We start from the raw sequence: 18,574 nt of genomic DNA on the forward strand, positions 1-18,574 counted from the left end.
GTGTTAAGTTTATTGCCCCAGTCAAAAAGATCAAACTATCTTAAGGCTTTTAGTTTTGTTGCCTTAGCTTCAAGCATTGGGTTTTCGCAGCCTGTCAATAAAACAGTGGCAAGAGATAGCGCTTATGCGCAAATATTGTTTTCTAGAGGAGATTATTTTTCGACAGTTTTGCTGTTAGAAAAAAAAACTAACTATAGTCTTAATGAACAATTTATCTTGGCTGAGTCGTTATTTTATCTTGGGCGTTATGCCGAAGCTGAATCAATTTATAAAAAACTTGTTGGTATGTTTGCGCAAGAAGCCTCCACGATTCACCTAAGATTTTTCCAGATTAAGTTGTTACAGGGCGATACGAAGAACGCGATTCATCAATATAACGAATATAAAAAAAATCATAAAAGAACTCCTGCCGTTATGGATTATGCATTGGGCAAAGCTCTCTATGATGAAAATTATGAAAACAAAGCTATTGAGCTTTTAAATCTAATTCCCAAAGGAAATGAATTTTATATCCGCGCCCAATACCTGATAGGGGCTAGTTATGTTGATAAAAAAGATTTTCAAAAATCCATCGAAATATTTAGTCAAATTGGAAATCAGCCAGCCATAAGCACAGAGGATTATTCTATAAAACCGATGGCTCTTATTGCTCTAGCGCGCGTTTATGTAAGCAGCGATCAAATTAATTTAGCTCTTGATACTTATGAAAAGGTTCCCCTCATAGGTCCCGTAGGAGAGACGGCTATTTCTGAACTTATCCGGACCTTGGTTTTGCGATCTGAGATGGCGTCTTTAGGGAAGGGAATCTATGCTCAGATGAATCAAAAAGAACGATATAAAATAGCGCAGCAGGCTATAGGAAGAGCTCTGAGTGCTCTTGAGCGTTATCAAAAAACTACCGTCATCGATTGGCGAAAACCAAAACTTCATACCTGGATGGCTTTTTTATACGTTAAGAGCAAACGCTATGATGAAGGGCGCCTCGCTTATGCGCAACTTATCGAACATTTTCGACCTGTGTATCAAAATTTAGTGTCTCAAAAGGGGCAAGGCCTGATATGGCCATCGTTAATGCTCAATTTTTCATCTCAAAAAAGTTTAGTTAATGAAATTTTTCCTGGGGTTCCTGAATCATTGCTGAAAGGAGTACCTGAGATTTTTGAAATTCGTGCATTGAAGTTATCCATAGAGGAAAGCCATGCGCGCTTAAATGAACTTGTGGCACTCGCCAAAAAAAATCGAGAAAATATTTCTGAGCTTGTGCGCGCTCAAAGAGAGCAGGGCATGCTCGAGCAAGAATACCAATTGATGGTAAAAAACCAGCAAAGTCATATCAACCTGAGAGTTGCTCAGCTTATCAATAAAGTTTTGGCTCAAGCTGAATTTCAACGTGCTGAATTGGCGCAGGAAGAAATGCACGATCTAAAAACGCAAATAAAATCTAATAGTGAATATCAAACCAAAAAAATTAATGAGTTCGAGCGTGATCTCTCTTTGCTTGATGAAGGTGGGGCTTTATGAAGCATAGGTCGTCGCTGAAAAAATTAAGTTGCTGCATTGGGCTGTTGTTGAGTCCCTCATTTTTGATGGCGCGACAAAATGTAGAAAAGCCCACAGAAATTGTAGGTAGTCCAGAAAAATCCGAAGCTGATAAAAATTTCCCGGCACAAATGGAGCAACAAACTGCTGAAATTAAACTCATGCAGGAGATAGAGCCCAATTTTGTTCCCAAAGATGAGCGCGCAATTCAACTTTTTATGTTGCAAAAAGCAGCGGGCGAAAATGAAAAAGCCATAAAAGATAAAAAAGAACTTGCCTTAAAAGTACGTATGCTTTTCAGCAAGAAATTTCGAGATAACTTGCAATCTTATGGCGAGCAAAAGTTGGGAGATACAGATATTAAGTTTCAGCACGCTTTGAATGATTCTATCCAAAGCTATGAACAGGCTTTGAAATATCATCCTCACAGCGCTCGGGTACAAGATGCATTGTATTTTTTGGGTTTGAGCTATTTCGAGGTAGATGAAAAAAGTTATTTTGAAAAACTTGCAGCTTACAGTGCAGCGCGCGAGCAGGGCAGGAAAGACGTAGAATATCCCGAAGAAAATTTTTCTCGCACCATTAGTGTCTATGAACGCTTGCTCAAAGAATATCCAGATTTTCGTTTTATGGACAGTGTTTATTATTTGCTTGGTCTTGCTCTGTGGTATGAGGGAGATTTCTATCAGGCATCGGATCGTTTTCAGGAACTTATTGCTCGCTTTCCCAAAAGCAAATATGTTGATGAAGTATGGTTTCGTTTAGGGGAATATTTTTATGATCTAGACGAATACGATGACGCGCTTAATGCATATGCACGAGTATTAAAAAATACTCAGTCACTTCTTTATGAAAAGGCCGTTTATAAATCTGCTTGGGCTTATTTCCAATCTAATCGCTATGATCAGGCTATCGCTCAATTTAGCAAAATAGTTGAACTCAATAAAAATAATCGACTTGCTTCGATTCGGGCCGAAGCCATCCGCTACATCGTTAAATCATTTTCTGAAAAAATGTATGCCGAAGGCAGTCTAAAAATATCTAAGCAAAAAAATGTTCAAGCCAAAGCAGAACGTGAGTTTGCTGAACGGGAAGGGTTAAAATTAGCCAAACGGGTCATTTCTTACTACGGCGGACTAAGCAAGCCTCCCGAGTATTTTCGCGATATACTAGTGGAGCTTGCATCTCAGCTGCTCGATGAGTCTAAAAGTGATGGCGCCATTTTAGCGCTTAGAACCATTATCGATTTAAATACAAATGACAAAGATAATCCCAGGCTCGCCATTCAAATTGTAGATATTCTAAACGACGCGCACCGCTATCAAGAGGCTCGTAGTGAAAATGAAGCTTTGATCCAACGCTATGGCAAGGGCAGCGTTTGGTATAATGCCATGGCAGACAATATTGAAGCCCAGAGATTTTCTCGTGAGGCTGTGCGTGATGCTATGTTGTCCTTAGCTGTTTATCACCACAGGCAAGGAAAAGAGCTTAAGAAAAGTAACCCTGAAAAAAGCCGAGAAAATTTTAAGCAGGCAGCGATTTTATATGCTCGCTATATCGAGCAGTACCCCGAACGGGATGATACTCACAAAGCCCTGTTTTATTTTGCCGAATCAATGGCAGAGGCTGAAGGCTTTAGGCTTGCTCTTGATGCATACAGGCTCTTGATCAACTATCCTTTGCCCATGCCTGAAAATTATAGGCGCGATGCGATTTATAACATTGTTTTTACCTATCGGCATGTTTTGCAATCTGAAGCTTTGGAAAAAAGATTTAAAAGCATAGATTTTGATGCTCTTACTTCAAAGCAACGTGGAGAGAAAAAGGAAGAAATTCCTGAAGTTGGTCTAGAATATTTAGCAGCCATTGATGAATTTCTAAAGCTTGCGCCTGATGACCCACAAGTTCCAGTGTTTTTGTTTCATGCTGCAGCTCTTTATTATGTCTATGGTCATGACGATGAAGCTTTATCGAGATTTGCTTTTATTATTGATAGCTATCCACAATCAAAAGCAGCTTCGGTTGCAGCTCGCTTAGTGCTCGATGATGCTATTGCAAAAAATGAATGGAGTCGCGTGATTGAGCTATCCAGGCACTTCAAAGAGCAAAAGCTTGGGGGAAGTGAAAAAGAATTTACCCGGATCGAAAAAAATGCCCAATTTAAAATTGCTCGCTCGGTTTTTGAAGAAGCGCATGAACTGCAAAAAAATAATCAGTTGACAGAATCCAAAGCTAAATATCGTGAGTCAGCACAATTATTTGCAACGCTGCTTAAAGAAGATCCCAACAACCCCTATGCAGACATCATGCTTTTTAATTCTGCTCGTGCTGTCACAGAGTCAGGAGTTATCACTGAAGCTCTTCCGCTTTATCGCGAGCTTTATAGCAAATATCCTAAGAGCCAATATGCAAAGAGTGCCCGCTTTCAAGAAGCATTCGCGCTTGAGAAAATGCTCAAATTCGATGAAGCCGCTCGTGCCTACGACGGCATTGTTAAAGCAGATCCTCAGTCAGAAGCTGCGGGAGATGCAATGCTCAACAAGGCACTTCTCTTTGAAGCTGCGGGAAATTTAAAGAATGCGACAGCGGCCTTTGTTGCTTTTGCTAAAAAATACCCTGCTCGTTCAGAAGCACCTGATGCTCTTCTGAGCGCTGCTCTGATGTACAAAAAACAGGGCGATATTAAGCAACAGATTACTATTTTGAGTCAGTTCATTAAGCAGTATGAAAAACAAAATGATAAAATTCCGGCTATAATTGAGGCGCATGCTCAAATCGGCGATAGTTACGGCGATCTTATTGTGAAAACAAAATCTCCGGTCGAGCGTACACGCTACCAAAATTTACAAAAAACTCATTATCAATCATGCGTGAAACTCTATTCAGATAAGCTTCAATCTCCTATAGCTGCGCATTTTGCATCGCAAGCTCAGCTGTTTTTGGAAAAACCCGAACAAGATGCCTTCAAAAGACTTTCCATCAATGCTCGTAGTGGTAAGGCGCAAGCCTCTCAGCTTACAGGCATGATGAAAAAACTGACTCAACTGACAGCAAAAAATGAAGCAATCATTAAAAAATATGCGCAACCGCTATCCAATGCTGAAAGCCTTTATCGTGTAGGAGCCCTTTATGAACATCTCGCTAAGTCAATGCTTAAAGCTCCATGCCCACGAGATGTAGCTGTTATTGATGATTTTGCCTGCGACGAATATATTGTGTTGCTTGAGGATAGAGCAGTAATATTGGAGGATAAAGCCGTATCGGCTGATGCTCAGGCCTATGAGATTGCTCTTGAAGCCTATGATGCGCCATCTCAGATGATCAATAAAATTCAAGTAGCGCTTAATCGCTTGAAACCTGGGAAATATCCGCGCATAGGTGATGTGATTGAAAAGCCTGTTTGGGGTGAGATTATTGGCAAAGGGCGTATGTTGAGCACGGGAAGAATGGCCTTTGAATTGCATCAGGCAGAGAAGGATCCGGATGTTGAAAAAGCAGTAGAAATACCGCAGCCGCAGAACAATGAAGAAAAGGTGGAAGAAATTTCTCCAGTTACTCAGGAAACAGTGAAAGAGGAGAATGCAGAGTGAAAAAAATAACCTTTTTATCATTGATAGGCATGATTGCTTTATGCGAGATGGCTTGTGTTTCGAGCAAGCCCCAAGTTAAACCAGATAATTTGACTGAGATTTCAGAAGGAAAAAGAGCTCAAGCTTTCCTTTATTTTAAGGAAGGAGCAGAAGAGCTCGAACGAGGCCAAAATAAGAATGCAGAAAATAAATTCGCCAAGGCTGTGCAAATAGATCCGGGATTTTATGAAGCGTACTATAACCGGGGAGTAGCATTTGAGGCTTTGGGGGATTTACGGCAGGCTGAAGAAAATTATTTAGCCTGTCTAAAGATCAACAAAACTCAGCCAGCCTGTTTAGAAAATGCGATAGTCAGCAAGATCAAGCAAAACGATCAGGAAAGTGCTCAAGCATTGGTAAAAAATTATCTCGATGAGTTCCCCAAAGAAGCTTTTGCTCATTCGGCAGCTGCCCTGTTAGCTTTTTTAGAAAGAGATTTTACCAGCGCTGAAAAACAAGCACGATTGGTACTTGAATATCAAGCAGAAAATATTGAAGCGCTCTTTATCATGGCTAGGATTTTTTTTGAACGAAAGGAATATGCTGCAGCTCGATGGGTTTTGAAGAATGCTATAGAATTGGCGCCTTCCTATGGAGAGCTTTATCTGTGGCAGGGGCACACCTATGCACGTTTAGAACAAACTCACGACGCCCTGGAATCTTATCGTTTGGCAGTAAAGTTTCGACCAACGCAAGAATCACTAGAAAGTTATGGATTGTTATTGCTTAAACGAGGGCGAGTGCAGGAAAGCATAGCGGAACTTGAGCGTCTCGTTGAGCTTTTCTCTTCCGAATACAGAAATTTTATGCATTTAGCTAATGCTTATGCGGCAGCCAAACAATTTGAAAAAGCCAAATCAGCCTATGACAAAGCTCGAGAGCTTAACCCCAATGATGAAGATATTAACTTAAATCTCGGTCTACTTTTTTATGATCTAAAGCATGATGGATTGAATGAGTTGGAAAGATTAGAGCAATCACAAAGCTATTTTAAAAAGTATCTTGAGGGTGCAAATATCAGTAAAGAGAGACGTAAAGAAGTTGAAGGCTATCTAAAAGATTTAGAACAAAAAATAGAAACCCAAAAAGACAGTATACAAGCAGAGGCTGAGCAATCTGAACAAGGTACTTCAGACGAAGTTGAAGAACAAAATTCTAAGGAGCCAGTCAAAGAGACTGATAGTGAAAACGACAAGCTCGAAGAGAAAACACCTTAAGTTTGAGAAAAAATACACTTTGTTAGCGAAATAGGAAAATACAATTGAAAATGATCATCAAAATTTAACTAAAAAAACAAAAAGGCTTTTTAAAAATAAAGTCTCCATTGACATAGTTTGTCTGTTTAGTTAGCGGAGAAAAAACATGAAGTTAAAGTATATGCTTTTATTAAATTTTATTGCGCTGCTTGTTGCATCAACCTTATTTAGTGCTCCAGTAGTAGAGCTTGGAACCTCTCAGGTTCAAGGTACAAAAGATGAGCCAGGAGAAATGATACTGCTCTCTAGAGCTTCGGTTGATGTTGAAACTCAAGTGAGTAAATTTGATGCAAGCGCCAAAATAAAACAAGATATTAGAACAAGCAGGCTTTTTGAAGTAGATCGTGGAGACTTTTGAAAGAAAGTTAGGTTTTCATTTTAATTGGATTTTTTATTTGATTTGTAAATTGATTAAATTAGGTAAAAAATAAAGAGAAATGAAAAAAATTTGTTATTATGTGGTTGAGTTGTTCAACTGTTGTTTTTGAAGTTTGAAGAACAAGCATTTACATAATTCTCGCATTGTTTGAGAAAAATTGGTTTTATTAAGAGGGAAAAACAATGGCTGGCTTTGCAAGTTTTTTTACAGAAGGTGGAATCTGGATGACGCCAATAGCAGCGGTTTCCGTTGTTGCGTTGGCTGTGTGCATCGAGCGTATTTACGCACTCTACGTAGTCTTTAATGCTAATGGCAAAAAATTGGGACAGGCTGTGCTCAGTGCTGTCAAGAACAATCAAGATGCGGAAGCCATTGCTTTGTGCGATAAAGCTGGAAAATCAGCACTTGCCCATGTCTTGAAAAATGGCATTAGCTTTGCTCACGGAGGCGAGGAAGCTGTAGCCACCGCGGTGGAAGAAGCAACGCTTGAGGTGACTCCGCAGCTTTTGAAAAGAACTAACTCTTTGGGTGGATTGGCTTCGCTGGCGACTTTGCTTGGTCTTCTTGGTACTGTGATGGGTTTGATCGAAGCATTTAGAGTAGTTGCCGAAGCGCCAGCTGATCAAAAGGCTGTGCTGATGACTAAATCTATTGCTGTGGCGATGAACACAACGGCCTTTGGTTTGATTGTGGCGATTCCCGTGACCATGGTATATCTACTTTTGGTGGGAGCAACCAAAAAAATTACCGACGACATGGATGTTTACTCCCTAAAGCTTGAGAATGTCTTGCGCTTGCGCAAACGGTAGCAGGATTAATAAAAAGCCACATTTGAAGGAGTAAACTATGGCGAGAGAGCGCGGCTCGCGAGATTCAGAAGCTTTCCCTGAACCGGACATGCTTCCTCTGATGAATATCATCTTAATGCTGATTTTGGCCTTGATCACCATGGCAGCGTTATTGCCATTGGGACTTATATCTTCGGAATCCCAGAAGCTTTCCAAAGGTGGTCCTGCTCCTTCGAGCACGGAAGAAAAACCTCTCAATGCTATCGTTTTTATTACCGAAGCAGGTTTCAATATTTCCATCTACGGTGATGTGAAGATGGGGGCCAATGACCCAAAAAATCCAGGCCGTAAGCTTGCGTTGATCCCTGTTATCACACTGCCTGATGGAACAACTGAATTTGATTTTGTTACGCTCCAGAGCAAGCTCTATGAATATAAAAAAGCTGATTCGGCAAAATATAAACGCGATGAACAGTCGATGACTATCACGGCTGATCCTGAAATCAAATTTGATACCATTGTTCAAAGTATGGATGCTGTCCGCTTCGATGCGCAAAAGGAAATTTTATTTCCTAAGGTGTCCTTTGCTGCTGGAATGGTTGGCTAAGTTATCGATATGAGGAGATAGGGAACAAATGGCTATTAAGCGCAGGAGAAAAAGAGGGAGATCAAGCCTTGCTGCTGCCGCAGCTCCTTCCTTAAACTCCCTGATGGATATTATTACCATCATACTTGTTTACTTGATTAAGAATTTTTCTACGAGCCCTTTGGCAGTAGAAAGCCCTTCTGTGCAGTTGCCAATTTCAACAGCGCAGGAGCCTGTTGAAGAACTCGTCGTAATTATGATCACTGGGGCTGAACGAAAAGAACCTGGACCAGATGGTAAAATGATGATGGTGGCTGATGTGCCGACCATCAGCGTCGATGATGACTTAGTGTTAGAATTAACTCAGAATTTTGAAGTGCCCACAGGGAGCTTAGAAGGTCAATTTGTTATTCGTGCCTTGAAACAGAAATTGCTCGAAGTGCGCAAGCTTCAAGGTGTAACGGCTGAAGTGACTGAAGGGGAAGGCGGTTTTGATGGGAAAATCGTTTTTGTTGTAGATAAGAAAGTGCCTTATCGTACTTTGTCCAAGGTTATGGTGAGCGCTACAGCAGCCGGTTATGCCGACTTCAAATTCGCGATTGTCAAGAAGGAAGCTTGATGAGGGCAAAGATGGCATCACGTACGAGGCCCGAAGGGTCATTAGATCAACTCTTTAATAAAGTATTATTGGGTTCCTTGCTTTTACATCTTGGCGTTTATTTTTTGGTTATGACTGTGGAACCTCCACCGCCACCGAGCCAAGAAGAGTATGCGACATGGCTAAAGAAGGTGACACCGCCAAAGGTCGTGGAAGAAGTACCTCCAAAGGAAGAACCTAAACCGGAGATGAAAGAGGAAGAACAAGTTGTAGAAGAAAAAGCTCCGGCTAAAGCTGCGCCACCTGCAGCAAGAGCTAAAGCAGCGGCTGGCAAACCAGGTGAGCAGGCAAGAAGAGCTACGGTCAGAAAACAGCTTTCTGGCGCTGGGGTGCTTGGAGTTATAGGAGAGGCATCTGAGGGAGGTGAGCTCGCCAATGTTTTTGAATCTGGTGAGGTTGTTAGCAAGGATTTAGGAGCAGCACTTTCTGAGCGAGGAGGCGTTCGTGTAAGCGGAGGTACCAGAATTGGAAAGAAAGGTGCTTTAGGTGCAGGAGTAAGCGGAGATATTGGCGAAGTTGATGCTGGTGCTGGTGGTTCTGCCGGAGAGGTTGGAGCTCGAGAATCAGTTGCGCCAAAGGCTTTTGTTAAAGGCTCTGAGGCAGTGCTACCTAAAGGTGGTATTGATGAAAAAGGTGTTAGATTAGCACTCAGGCGGCGTGAGCGCGGAATACAACAATGTTATGAACGTGCACTCAAAACTAATACAAAACTTCGCGGCAAAGTCATCTTAGAGTGGAGTATTAACGAAGAAGGTCGCGTGGTGAAAATTAGGGTGATAGAAAATACTCTTGGTGATAGCAATGTTGCTAATTGTATTTCTGATATTATCAAGCGCATACGTTTCCCTGGAGCAACCAAAGGAATCGTACCGGTACGCAAGACATTTGTGTTTGAATCGGCCAGTTAAAAAAGTATTGATTTGGAAGCATAAGACCGCATTTTTGTTGCGGTTTTTTTATGCCCACTTGCGAGCTCTTCCTGCAAGGAATACATCAGCAATGTTCAACAAGTTGCTAAGTAAAGTCTAAAAAATTGTTTTTTATAAAGTTTAATTTTTTGTTTTCTGCGATCAGAGTCGGAGCAAGAAATATAAGCACGGTGAAAAACAATGGTTGCCAATGTAAAATGCCAAACTCCCCTTTTGAGCTTAAGGTGGCCCATTTGTGACTGAACTTAGAGGAACTAAAAAAGGGAATTACTTTGTCTGTGATGAGTTCGCATAATATTCTCGCTCATAGTTTGATGGCGCGTGATTTATTGGCGCTTACCAAACCCAAGATCACAATTATGGCGCTATTGGTGGCTGCAGGTGGACTTCTTCATGCAAGGCCTCAGCAGTCCTTGTGGCCAGCCTTGTTTAGCCTTGTAGGAATTGCTTTTTTAGTAAGTGGCTCAAGCGCTCTCAATATGTATTTAGAAAGAGAGCACGACCAAAAGATGACAAGAACTCGGACACGTCCCTTGCCAGCAGGGCGCCTCAATGCACGATGGGCAGTTTTTATCGGTATCTTATGTACCATTAGCTCGAGTTTCATCTTATGGCAAAGCACTAATGTGCTTACTCTAGTAGCGGGGCTTACGTCCTTAGTGCTCTACGTTTGGTGTTACACTCCTTTAAAACAATATTCCTGGACAGCATTATTGGTGGGCTCTGTTCCTGGAGCAATGCCTGTTATGCTCGGCTATATAGCCATAACCGGGGTGATCGATAAAAAAGCGCTGGCATTATTTTTATGGGCTTTTTTATGGCAGATACCTCATTTTCTTGCCATCAGTCTATTTCGTGAATCGGAATACACAAAGGCTGGCTTTCCGGTGCTCTCTCGCGTTATCGGTAGAGATTTGACTAAATGCTCCATTTTATTAACCAGCTGGCTTCTCGTTTTTTCTACCTTTGTGCTTTATTGGGCTGATGTTTTCGGCAATTTTTTGTGCATAGGAGCACTCACGGTAGGAGGCTGGTTTTTGTTGCTCTGCCATCAAGGCTATAAAACTATGGACACTGATATATGGGCTAGAAGAGCATTTAAGGGTTCACTGATATATCAAACTATTTTGTTTGTGTTGATCATTATTTCAGCTTTTGTTTGAGTTTTTTATGTTGCACCTATCTAAAATCATTCATCGTTTTGGAAAGAGATATGCGCTGAATGAGTTAAGTTTTAGCACTGCTGACTTTGGTATCGTTGGAATTTTGGGCGCCAATGGTTCAGGGAAGTCTACATTATTAAAAATATTGAGTGGATTACTACCGTGTCAAAGTGGAAAGATAGAACTTAGTGGGCAGACAATTCTCGATAAGCGAGGGCGTCTTAAGAGAACAGTCAGAAATATCACAGGTGCTTTGTTGCAAGAATCCAGCAGTGATGAAAAATTGAGCGTGTTGGAAAATATGCAATTTTTTGCGCGATTAATGAACCTTTCTCCTACGCTGTGCAATGAGAGGATAAAATATCTCATACAAAAGGCTAATTTAACCCAAGAGTCACAAATAAGCGTCAAAAAATTATCGGGAGGGATGAGACGCCGATGTGAGCTTTATCGCACCTTTTTGCATAATCCCCGTTTGTTATTTCTCGATGAACCTACAACAGGACTTGATTTTCAAGAGAACACTCGTTTCTTTAATTTTCTTAAATCATATGTCGAAGACAATAAGGCTTTGGCTTTATTTTCTAGTCATAATCCTGATGATTTTTTGCACTGTGATTATCTGATTATGATGCACCAAGGATGCGTTATTGCAGCTCATACTCCCAAACAATTTCTGGATAAATGTCGCACTTCATATGTGGAAATTGAGCTTAAAGCCAATGGGCTTGAAAATTTAAAACAAAGCTCAGGCATTTCATTTTTGTGGCAAAAAACAAAAGTAGAAGATCAAAAAATTAAAACCTGGCTTGCTCCCCATGAGTTACAGCAATGTTTCGATACGCAGGCTCTGAGTTCACCTGCTATCAAAGCGTTTTCGCTGCGCGAAGCAAATATGGCAGATGTATATGAACGTTTAGTTAAGGAGCAAGATAATGCTCTCTTGTGAGATCAGTTCGACAAAAGCCAGCCTAAAGAATACGGTTTTTTTACTGGTTGTTCGTGAATTCAACAGGATGAGCAAAGAGCCATCACGCCTGTTAGGAATTCTTATGCAACCTCTGCTATTTTTGGTTGTCTTCGGGGCGGGGTTCCACCGTAGTTTTTTTTGGAAGGAATCAAGTTCAATAAGCTATGTAAAGTTTTTTTTCCCGGGAATTTTGGCGTTAGTGGTTCTTTTTTCTTCAATCTACGCCACATTGACCTTGGTGGAAGACAAGAAATGTGGGTTGTTTCGCTTAGTGAGCATTTCACCCAGCGGGCTCGAGGGGGCCATTATAGGAAAAGTGCTGGCGACAACCTTAATAGGCTTTGGGCAAAGTTGCTTGTTTTTACCACTTATGATCTTTCTTGATATCCACATTCCTTTTATCTCACTCTTTTGGGTTCTTATACTTTTACTATTGGGTTCATTAACATGCGCACTTTTGGGGGTTTTACTTGCATGGCTAAGCCCTTCTTCAGCCGCGTTTCATGGTTTTATGAGCGTTTTTTTGATTCCCATGTGGCTTTTATCAGGGGCAATGTTTCCCATTGATGGAACATGGTTTGAGAAGATAGGCTGGATCAATCCGATGAGCTATTTGGTATCAGCCCTTAGAGGGATTTTTGTTGAAGAGCCGGATTTTTTTCTCCAAGTAATTTACCTCGTCTTCTTTTCATTTTTGATTACTATGCTTTTAATTTTGGCGGTAATGAAACGTCCGCTTGAGTAGTTTTTATGAAAATAAAAAAAGTATTGAAGAGCCCATATCTATGGGCATTTATCATCGGCATATTTTCCCTTCATATTGTTCGTGAAATGGCAATGAGAAGGCGCAATGCTCCAGATCCAATGGTTTTGGTTCCTACTTGGCAGCTCATTGATCAAAATGGACAAGCAAGAGGGCAAAAAGACAGTTTAGGTAAAGTTGTTATTGCTGATTTCTTTTTTACTTCGTGTCCAACTATCTGCCCTAAGCTTACTGAAGCTATGAAAGAGGTTTATGCTCGGTTTGAGGATAAAAACGAACAGGTAGAATTTTTAAGCATCACTGTTGATCCGGAAACAGATTCTCCTGAAGTGTTAAAAAAGTTTATGGAGAGGAGCGGGATCGATTACCCAAACTGGCATTGTCTTACCGGCAGCAAAAAAGAAATTTACGATGTGGTGGTGGAAAAAATGCGTGTTCACCTAGGTGAGCGTGAGTATTTGCCGAATGCGCCGGGGGTTTATGATATTCCGCATATGGCGCACCTGGCATTGTTTGATCAAAGAGGAGCACTAAGAGGGTTGTTTAAAACAGAGCCGGTTGAAATGGCGGCTTTGGTGCGCGCTGCAAACTTTTTGCTCGAAAAGCCTGATGCGTGAATTTTAATCAACCTGAACCTTTGGGAGCACATCAATCACCTTTTCAAAGAAGGTGGGAGGCTGAGGTTTAGTGAGCACGTCGATCAATTTTTTGTCTTTTAATTTTTGTGCGATTCCGATGGGTGTGTCCTTATTTTTTGCCACGCTCGAGATCAAGGCACCATATCTCGTTAGAATTGCCATGCAGTCGATGTAGCGTCCACGAGTTGCCAATAAAAGAGGAGTTTCACCTTTGGAATTTTTTGCATCAATCACTGCGCCTCCCGCAATAAGAGCTGCAATTGCGTTGGCTTTATCTGATTGTGCTGCCAGGTGAAGAGGAGTGTCTCCATTTTGAGCTGCCTTATTAATATCTGCTTTAAAATTAAGCAAAGTTTTGATGATGTCAGCGTGCCCTCTCACGGCAGCGTAGTGCAGAGGTGTTCTCCCCATTGAATCTAGTGCGTCAACTTTTGCCCCGCTTTTAGCTAATAACTCAGCCGCTCCTTTTTTACCATTTTGCGCTGCCAGGTGAAGTGGAGTGTCAAGCGTGCCCAAGCGAGTTGCGTTGAGGTCTGCTTTGGCATTAATGAGAATTTGCATTTCCTTAAGTTGATTTTCTCGCGCAGCAATATGCAAGGGAGTTTGTCCAAAATAGTCCCTTGCATCGACTTTTGCCCCATTAATAAGCAGTAAAAGAGCTGTGTCTGCTTCACTATTGCTCACAGCAGCGTGAAGTGGTGTTGCACCAAGGTAGTCACCTTGATTAACTTTTGCGCCAGCTTTGATAAGAATTTGAACCGCATCTGTTCTACCGTACTCAGAAGCGCCATAAAGTGGAGTTTCACCAGCTTGCTGTCGTATATCAACTTTCGCACCAGCCTTAAGAAGCATTTTAATAATTTTGATATTGCCATTTTCAGAAGCAGCATCCAAAGGAGTTACTTTTCTCTCATCTTGCGTATTAGGATCTATGCCCATAGCCAATAGTCGCTCGACTTCATTTTCATCCCCATTTTTAGCTGCCTCATGTAGAGGGTAACGCTTCGCATAGTTTGAAGGAGTTTTGCATGATGAAACGAAGAATAATAAAAACATGCCCACAATAAATAGTAACGTGTGTTTTACCATGAAATTTCCCTAAACCTGTTACAGACCCCGCCTTATGCGATTGAGCTTAACCCCGTTTAGCTTTTTTTGCAGGATTTTAGCCGCTTTTTTCTTATGTTTTGAGGAATGTCACCAACTCAGAAATTCTAGAAAAGGTGACACCATAAACCTCAGCTCAATGTGCCAGGCAGTGTTGCAGGGTTAAAAAATCACTTTTTACAAGCCCGAATTGCATTTTTAACTCAGCGACTATAATGCTCTGGCTGACGTTGCCCTAATATATTCTCATTATAATATAAGGCAAAATATAAGTCGTGATAAATGTGTAAAATAAACGTGCTTTATATGTGGAATACTAACATATGATAGCGGACAGATGAATTGTTGTTGCTCAACTTGATTACTGTTATAGTAAAACACGCCGATATCAAGCGCGCTTTAGCTTTTGCGGAAAAAAGACAATGAAAAGAAAAATTTTTAATATGTTTATTATCTGGCTTGTTGGGGCCTCTGGCTTGGTCGCAAAAGACGCTACATCCAGTCCCGAAGAAAATTCAGAAGTGCTGTTTGCTCAAACACAAGCAGATGTCATGCCTCAAGGTGAAGACGAAATAAAGCAAGCCAGCCAAAATGCCGAAAAAGAAGATGAACAAAAAATAGCATTGAAAAACGAAGAGAAAAAATTAAATAAAGAAAGAAAAAAAATGGAAGCCCAAAGGGACGCTCTACCCACCGTTACAGAATATACGCTCGATCCTGGCTCGGTAGAAGCTGTCATAGAGCTTGATCCCAAAAATTATGGGTTTCGTCAAAGAAATTATCGTATGGCTTTGGCTATGGATTTTGATCTTATATTCCGTGGCCGCGCGATGCTTTCATATGATTTTAGATTTTTTGAATATGTATCCTTTGCATTGAAGGCAGGTATAGATTGGACAAGTCTTTCTCTTTATAGCCGTTTTCGCGATCACTTAACGGTACCTGCGCCACAACAATTTTCAGTCATTGGCGGTATAGCGGCTCGTTTTCGTCTGACTGAATGGTATTTGCACTCAGCAGTATTTTTAGAACCATCACTGATGACTGGCTATATGTGGCAGACTCTTGTGGAACAAGATACAGGTCACTTTAGAATTCGGCCTGGACTTTTTGCTGCAGTTGACACAGTTTTTGATTCAGGTCTATCAATGTCGGCGAAGGTAGGATTCGAAATCCCCTTTGACTTTGGTGAGCCAAACCTCATAAAGGAGGTGGCGGAGCCTTTGGTATTGTTTGGCCTCGGGCTAGCTATTTAACTCTCAGAGTTTTTTCTTTGACGAGGGAAAAACTGACCGTTATGGTTTAGTTTTTCCTTTTTTATTGAGCGAATTATGGCAAAGATGATAAAGAAATCTATTTTTTTGATTGTTGTTTATTATTTGAATAGCTGTAGTCCTGGCATTGATTATGCCGATTTAGCTTTTGACCACAATAATCTCATCGATTATGGCGCTCAGGTGAGAAACAAGGAAATAGAGCCAGGTCCCCTCAGTTATGGTCACTTATGTCTTAGTGCTAAAGTAGGTGGTAGTTTTCAAATTGAACAAGAACTTGAGAAAATAAATCAAAGTTTAAGTGAAATTAAAAATCTACCCCAAAAAAACACATTTGATACATCGCAATTTAGCAAACTCAATAAATTTGTGGATGAAACAGAAAATATTGTAGCGAAAGATATTAAGCCAAAAATTCACGATGCCTTGATCAGTGCAGCTTCTGGCAAAAAGTTTGCAATAGAAATGGAAAGAATTATTAAGGACGATGGAGTCAGTGGCGCTATAGAAACTCTTAAGAAAGATGTTCCCCAAACAGCTATGAATGATTATGAACGCTTGGGTATGACATTAAAAATATCTTTGGAAAAAATTTATCAGCTGAGTGTTTTTTATTCTCAATTGACGGTGCAAAAACAAGCCCAGGAGCATCTACATCAGCTCAGAAAATCCTTAGATGATCTGAACAATGCTGTTAATGAACAGGTGATGTTTGCAAACGAAGATGTATTGAATAGTGCTGTTTTGGCTCTTGCTACAGCAAAAATTAAAAGCAGTGTCATCAGCCAAATGGTAGATGAAATAAGCTCGCTCAAACTAATCAAAAAAGAATTGCTTGAGCTGTTATCGGAACTAAAGAGCTCACTTTTTGGTTTTAAAGGACTTAAAAATCGTTTTGTTGATAAAGTTGATGAACTCTATGCACTACCAACCAAAAATATTTTTAAGCTGATAAAAGATTCTTTTACTGCTCTAGAAGTTTTAATAAGCAACTATGACGAAAGTCCTAAAAAAAACAATGATACGAGAATCAAAGCTCAGATTGAGCAAGCATTTAGCGGGCAGTTATCGGCAGTGATTGAGCCTGTAGAGGTAAACGAAGAGAGTGATTTATTATCGTTTATTCGTCAGTTGAGTCAACATCGTGTGATGGGACTTTATGCTCATGACTCAAACGATGATTTCATCAAGTCGCTATCAGTAGCTGTTGAACAAGGACTGGCAAGAAATTATGGGCTTGTCAGCGATAATGTCTATGCTCTCAATCACGTTAAATTAAATGACACAAAAGTATCTTTTTCTATGTCTGCTGCTGGATGGAAAAATTATTTGAGAGGGGTCAGTAAAAAAATAGTGGCAGTTAAGTCTCGTGATGGTTATGAGGCTAATCTCTTTGTGATTTTTGCTGACGCTCTTGCCCAGGGTGCACCTGTGAATGATTTGATCAACATTTTTAGTCAAGGAAAAAATAAAGTATTGGTGGTAGCAAAGCAACCTCAAGATTTTGCAATAAAAGAAGCCTATCGCTCAAAAGGAGTTGATGTGGCTTCAGCTTATTTGGTTGCTTTGTCGATATTGAATAAATTAGAACCTCATTTTAATGGCGATAGATTTGCTGAAACCTTGGTGAAAGTTATGTTCGCTTTCAAAAAAACTCCAGAACAATTTAATTTGACGAGCGTCGAAAGAGTTCTAAAAGATGCATATGCCAGAATTGAGAAGAATAATAATCCGAGTACGCTTGCAATAAATAAAGCAATTTTTGAAGCTCTAGGTGCACACGAGCACAATTACGATCTCAGTCTCATACGTAACTCAAGGGCAATCGTTGACTCTATCAAGAATCTGTCAAAAAATATTGAAAATGATCAGATGTATTATTTCAAAGAAGCTCGAGGATTGAGCCCTAGTTTGAGAACCCTGGAATCTGACAAACTTTATTTTTTAAAAAAACTTGAAAAACAAACAACGCAAAATTTAAAACAAAAAATTATTAGCGATCAGCATAAAAAAATAAAAACGCGGATAAAAATTACGCAAGCTAAACTTCAAGAAATTAAAAATGATCTAGATAGAGATCCTGCACTTCATCCAGTGAGGATTGAGCGAGAAATGCTTATCAATGAAATTCAGAATTTATTTGTGCTTTATGAACAATTGATTGATATGAGTTATGAACTTAAGATCAACAAAAGAGAAAAATTTTTTGAAAATCAAGAAAATGATTTCGTACGATTTTTTAATAAAATTGAACAAATATGTTTGAAGAGAGATTTTTTAGAAAACCTTAAAAATCTTCAGGTAAATCAAATGACGCTTCGCAATGATGCTGAATTATATTTGCCACCTGAAATTTTAACAATGCTCGATCAGTATCCCTCGTGGCATCCTTGGGTTTATTTTGCTGCGGCGACCAAGGCTGTTTTTCAAAATAGATTTAACGGAACCCCGGCTAATGATCCGGCTTTAATTGTAGCCATAGATAATCATTATGCATTCTATCCTGAATTTGAAGGTATTGCGCCAACTATGCACACAATAAGAACAAAAATTATTGGGGAGTATGAGCGGCTAATGCTTTTCGCACAAAATATTGTTGGTCCACATCCTCTTCCTGCAAATGCAGATCGTGTATTGGATATTTTGCCGGTGGGCTACCATGTAGTGCCTGAACCCCCACCGTTAAAAAATGTTCGATTTGAGAAAGGATCGGTTGGTGAATCATACCTTAGCTTAGAGGAAAAAAATCTTAAGGTTCTCATTCCCCTTTGGGATGATCTGCTTGATGTGTCTGCGAGTATTCAAAGAGCAGCAGGAAAGATTTTTGAACGCTTGAGCGAAGTCAATATGTTTTAATAGTGAGTTTTAGTTTCTTCATAGCCTTATGAATAGGTT

Annotated in this window: 15 protein-coding genes; 14 read left to right on the top strand and 1 reads right to left on the bottom strand. The window is 40.2% G+C overall.

Annotation, left to right across the window (positions count from 1 at the left end):
* From H6731_08060 to H6731_08115, 12 genes are all read left to right on the top strand, one after another.
* Complete coding sequence (locus H6731_08060; GenBank protein USN50212.1) at positions 1-1,521, top strand: hypothetical protein; 1,521 nt, start codon at positions 1-3, stop codon at positions 1,519-1,521.
* Positions 1,518-5,129 (top strand): tetratricopeptide repeat protein, encoded by a 3,612-nt coding sequence (locus tag H6731_08065; protein ID USN50213.1) that lies wholly within the window; start codon positions 1,518-1,520, stop codon positions 5,127-5,129. The genes H6731_08060 and H6731_08065 overlap by 4 nt, the downstream gene beginning before the upstream one ends.
* Positions 5,126-6,385, top strand: coding sequence for a tetratricopeptide repeat protein (locus tag H6731_08070; GenBank protein USN50214.1), 1,260 nt, complete (start codon positions 5,126-5,128; stop codon positions 6,383-6,385). Before H6731_08065 ends, H6731_08070 begins: the two co-directional genes overlap by 4 nt.
* Before the next feature lie 145 nt (positions 6,386-6,530).
* Positions 6,531-6,782 carry a hypothetical protein gene (locus H6731_08075; protein ID USN50215.1) on the top strand — a complete coding sequence of 84 codons (252 nt, stop codon included), beginning with the start codon at positions 6,531-6,533 and terminating at the stop codon, positions 6,780-6,782.
* 203 nt (positions 6,783-6,985) lie between these two features.
* Positions 6,986-7,612: a MotA/TolQ/ExbB proton channel family protein gene (locus H6731_08080; protein ID USN50216.1), complete on the top strand. Its 627-nt coding sequence runs from the start codon at positions 6,986-6,988 to the stop codon at positions 7,610-7,612.
* A 37-nt stretch (positions 7,613-7,649) separates the two neighbouring features.
* Complete coding sequence (locus H6731_08085; GenBank protein ID USN50217.1) at positions 7,650-8,198, top strand: hypothetical protein; 549 nt, start codon at positions 7,650-7,652, stop codon at positions 8,196-8,198.
* A 28-nt stretch (positions 8,199-8,226) separates the two neighbouring features.
* Entirely contained in the window at positions 8,227-8,796 is a 570-nt protein-coding gene (locus H6731_08090) for a biopolymer transporter ExbD (protein ID USN50218.1), read from the top strand.
* Between the two features lie 11 nt (positions 8,797-8,807).
* Positions 8,808-9,743: an AgmX/PglI C-terminal domain-containing protein gene (locus H6731_08095; protein ID USN50219.1), complete on the top strand. Its 936-nt coding sequence runs from the start codon at positions 8,808-8,810 to the stop codon at positions 9,741-9,743.
* Positions 9,744-10,042: 299 nt separating this feature from the next.
* Positions 10,043-10,927, top strand: a complete 885-nt coding sequence (cyoE, locus tag H6731_08100; protein USN50220.1) for a protoheme IX farnesyltransferase — start codon at positions 10,043-10,045, stop codon at positions 10,925-10,927.
* A 7-nt stretch (positions 10,928-10,934) separates the two neighbouring features.
* On the top strand, positions 10,935-11,876 hold the full coding sequence (locus H6731_08105; protein USN50221.1) for an ABC transporter ATP-binding protein: 942 nt from the start codon (positions 10,935-10,937) through the stop codon (positions 11,874-11,876).
* Positions 11,863-12,642 carry an ABC transporter permease gene (locus H6731_08110; GenBank protein ID USN50222.1) on the top strand — a complete coding sequence of 260 codons (780 nt, stop codon included), beginning with the start codon at positions 11,863-11,865 and terminating at the stop codon, positions 12,640-12,642. The genes H6731_08105 and H6731_08110 overlap by 14 nt, the downstream gene beginning before the upstream one ends.
* Before the next feature lie 5 nt (positions 12,643-12,647).
* On the top strand, positions 12,648-13,277 hold the full coding sequence (locus tag H6731_08115) for an SCO family protein (protein ID USN50223.1): 630 nt from the start codon (positions 12,648-12,650) through the stop codon (positions 13,275-13,277).
* Positions 13,278-13,280: 3 nt separating this feature from the next.
* On the opposite strand, the gene H6731_08120 is transcribed toward H6731_08115, so the two are convergent.
* On the bottom strand, positions 13,281-14,387 hold the full coding sequence (locus H6731_08120) for an ankyrin repeat domain-containing protein (GenBank protein USN50224.1): 1,107 nt from the start codon (positions 14,385-14,387) through the stop codon (positions 13,281-13,283).
* A gap of 440 nt (positions 14,388-14,827) precedes the next feature.
* Between H6731_08120 and H6731_08125 the strand changes: the two genes are divergently transcribed.
* Positions 14,828-15,661: a hypothetical protein gene (locus H6731_08125; GenBank protein ID USN50225.1), complete on the top strand. Its 834-nt coding sequence runs from the start codon at positions 14,828-14,830 to the stop codon at positions 15,659-15,661.
* Positions 15,662-15,736: 75 nt separating this feature from the next.
* Complete coding sequence (locus tag H6731_08130; GenBank protein USN50226.1) at positions 15,737-18,535, top strand: hypothetical protein; 2,799 nt, start codon at positions 15,737-15,739, stop codon at positions 18,533-18,535.
* Positions 18,536-18,574: the final 39 nt, after the last annotated feature.

The sequence above is a fragment of the Myxococcales bacterium genome (assembly GCA_023898405.1).
Taxonomy (GTDB): domain Bacteria; phylum Myxococcota; class UBA727; order UBA727; family JABDBI01.

Bases quoted from the DNA above. Each gene is read 5' to 3' on its own strand.
- H6731_08065 (USN50213.1), top strand. From the start codon at position 1,518: ATGAAGCATAGGTCGTCGCTGAAAAAATTAAGTTGCTGCATTGGGCTG.
- H6731_08075 (USN50215.1), top strand. From the start codon at position 6,531: ATGAAGTTAAAGTATATGCTTTTATTAAATTTTATTGCGCTGCTTGTT.
- H6731_08080 (USN50216.1), top strand. From the start codon at position 6,986: ATGGCTGGCTTTGCAAGTTTTTTTACAGAAGGTGGAATCTGGATGACG.
- H6731_08085 (USN50217.1), top strand. From the start codon at position 7,650: ATGGCGAGAGAGCGCGGCTCGCGAGATTCAGAAGCTTTCCCTGAACCG.
- H6731_08090 (USN50218.1), top strand. From the start codon at position 8,227: ATGGCTATTAAGCGCAGGAGAAAAAGAGGGAGATCAAGCCTTGCTGCT.
- H6731_08095 (USN50219.1), top strand. From the start codon at position 8,808: ATGGCATCACGTACGAGGCCCGAAGGGTCATTAGATCAACTCTTTAAT.
- H6731_08105 (USN50221.1), top strand. From the start codon at position 10,935: ATGTTGCACCTATCTAAAATCATTCATCGTTTTGGAAAGAGATATGCG.
- H6731_08110 (USN50222.1), top strand. From the start codon at position 11,863: ATGCTCTCTTGTGAGATCAGTTCGACAAAAGCCAGCCTAAAGAATACG.
- H6731_08115 (USN50223.1), top strand. From the start codon at position 12,648: ATGAAAATAAAAAAAGTATTGAAGAGCCCATATCTATGGGCATTTATC.
- H6731_08120 (USN50224.1), bottom strand. From the start codon at position 14,387: ATGGTAAAACACACGTTACTATTTATTGTGGGCATGTTTTTATTATTC.
- H6731_08125 (USN50225.1), top strand. From the start codon at position 14,828: ATGAAAAGAAAAATTTTTAATATGTTTATTATCTGGCTTGTTGGGGCC.
- H6731_08130 (USN50226.1), top strand. From the start codon at position 15,737: ATGGCAAAGATGATAAAGAAATCTATTTTTTTGATTGTTGTTTATTAT.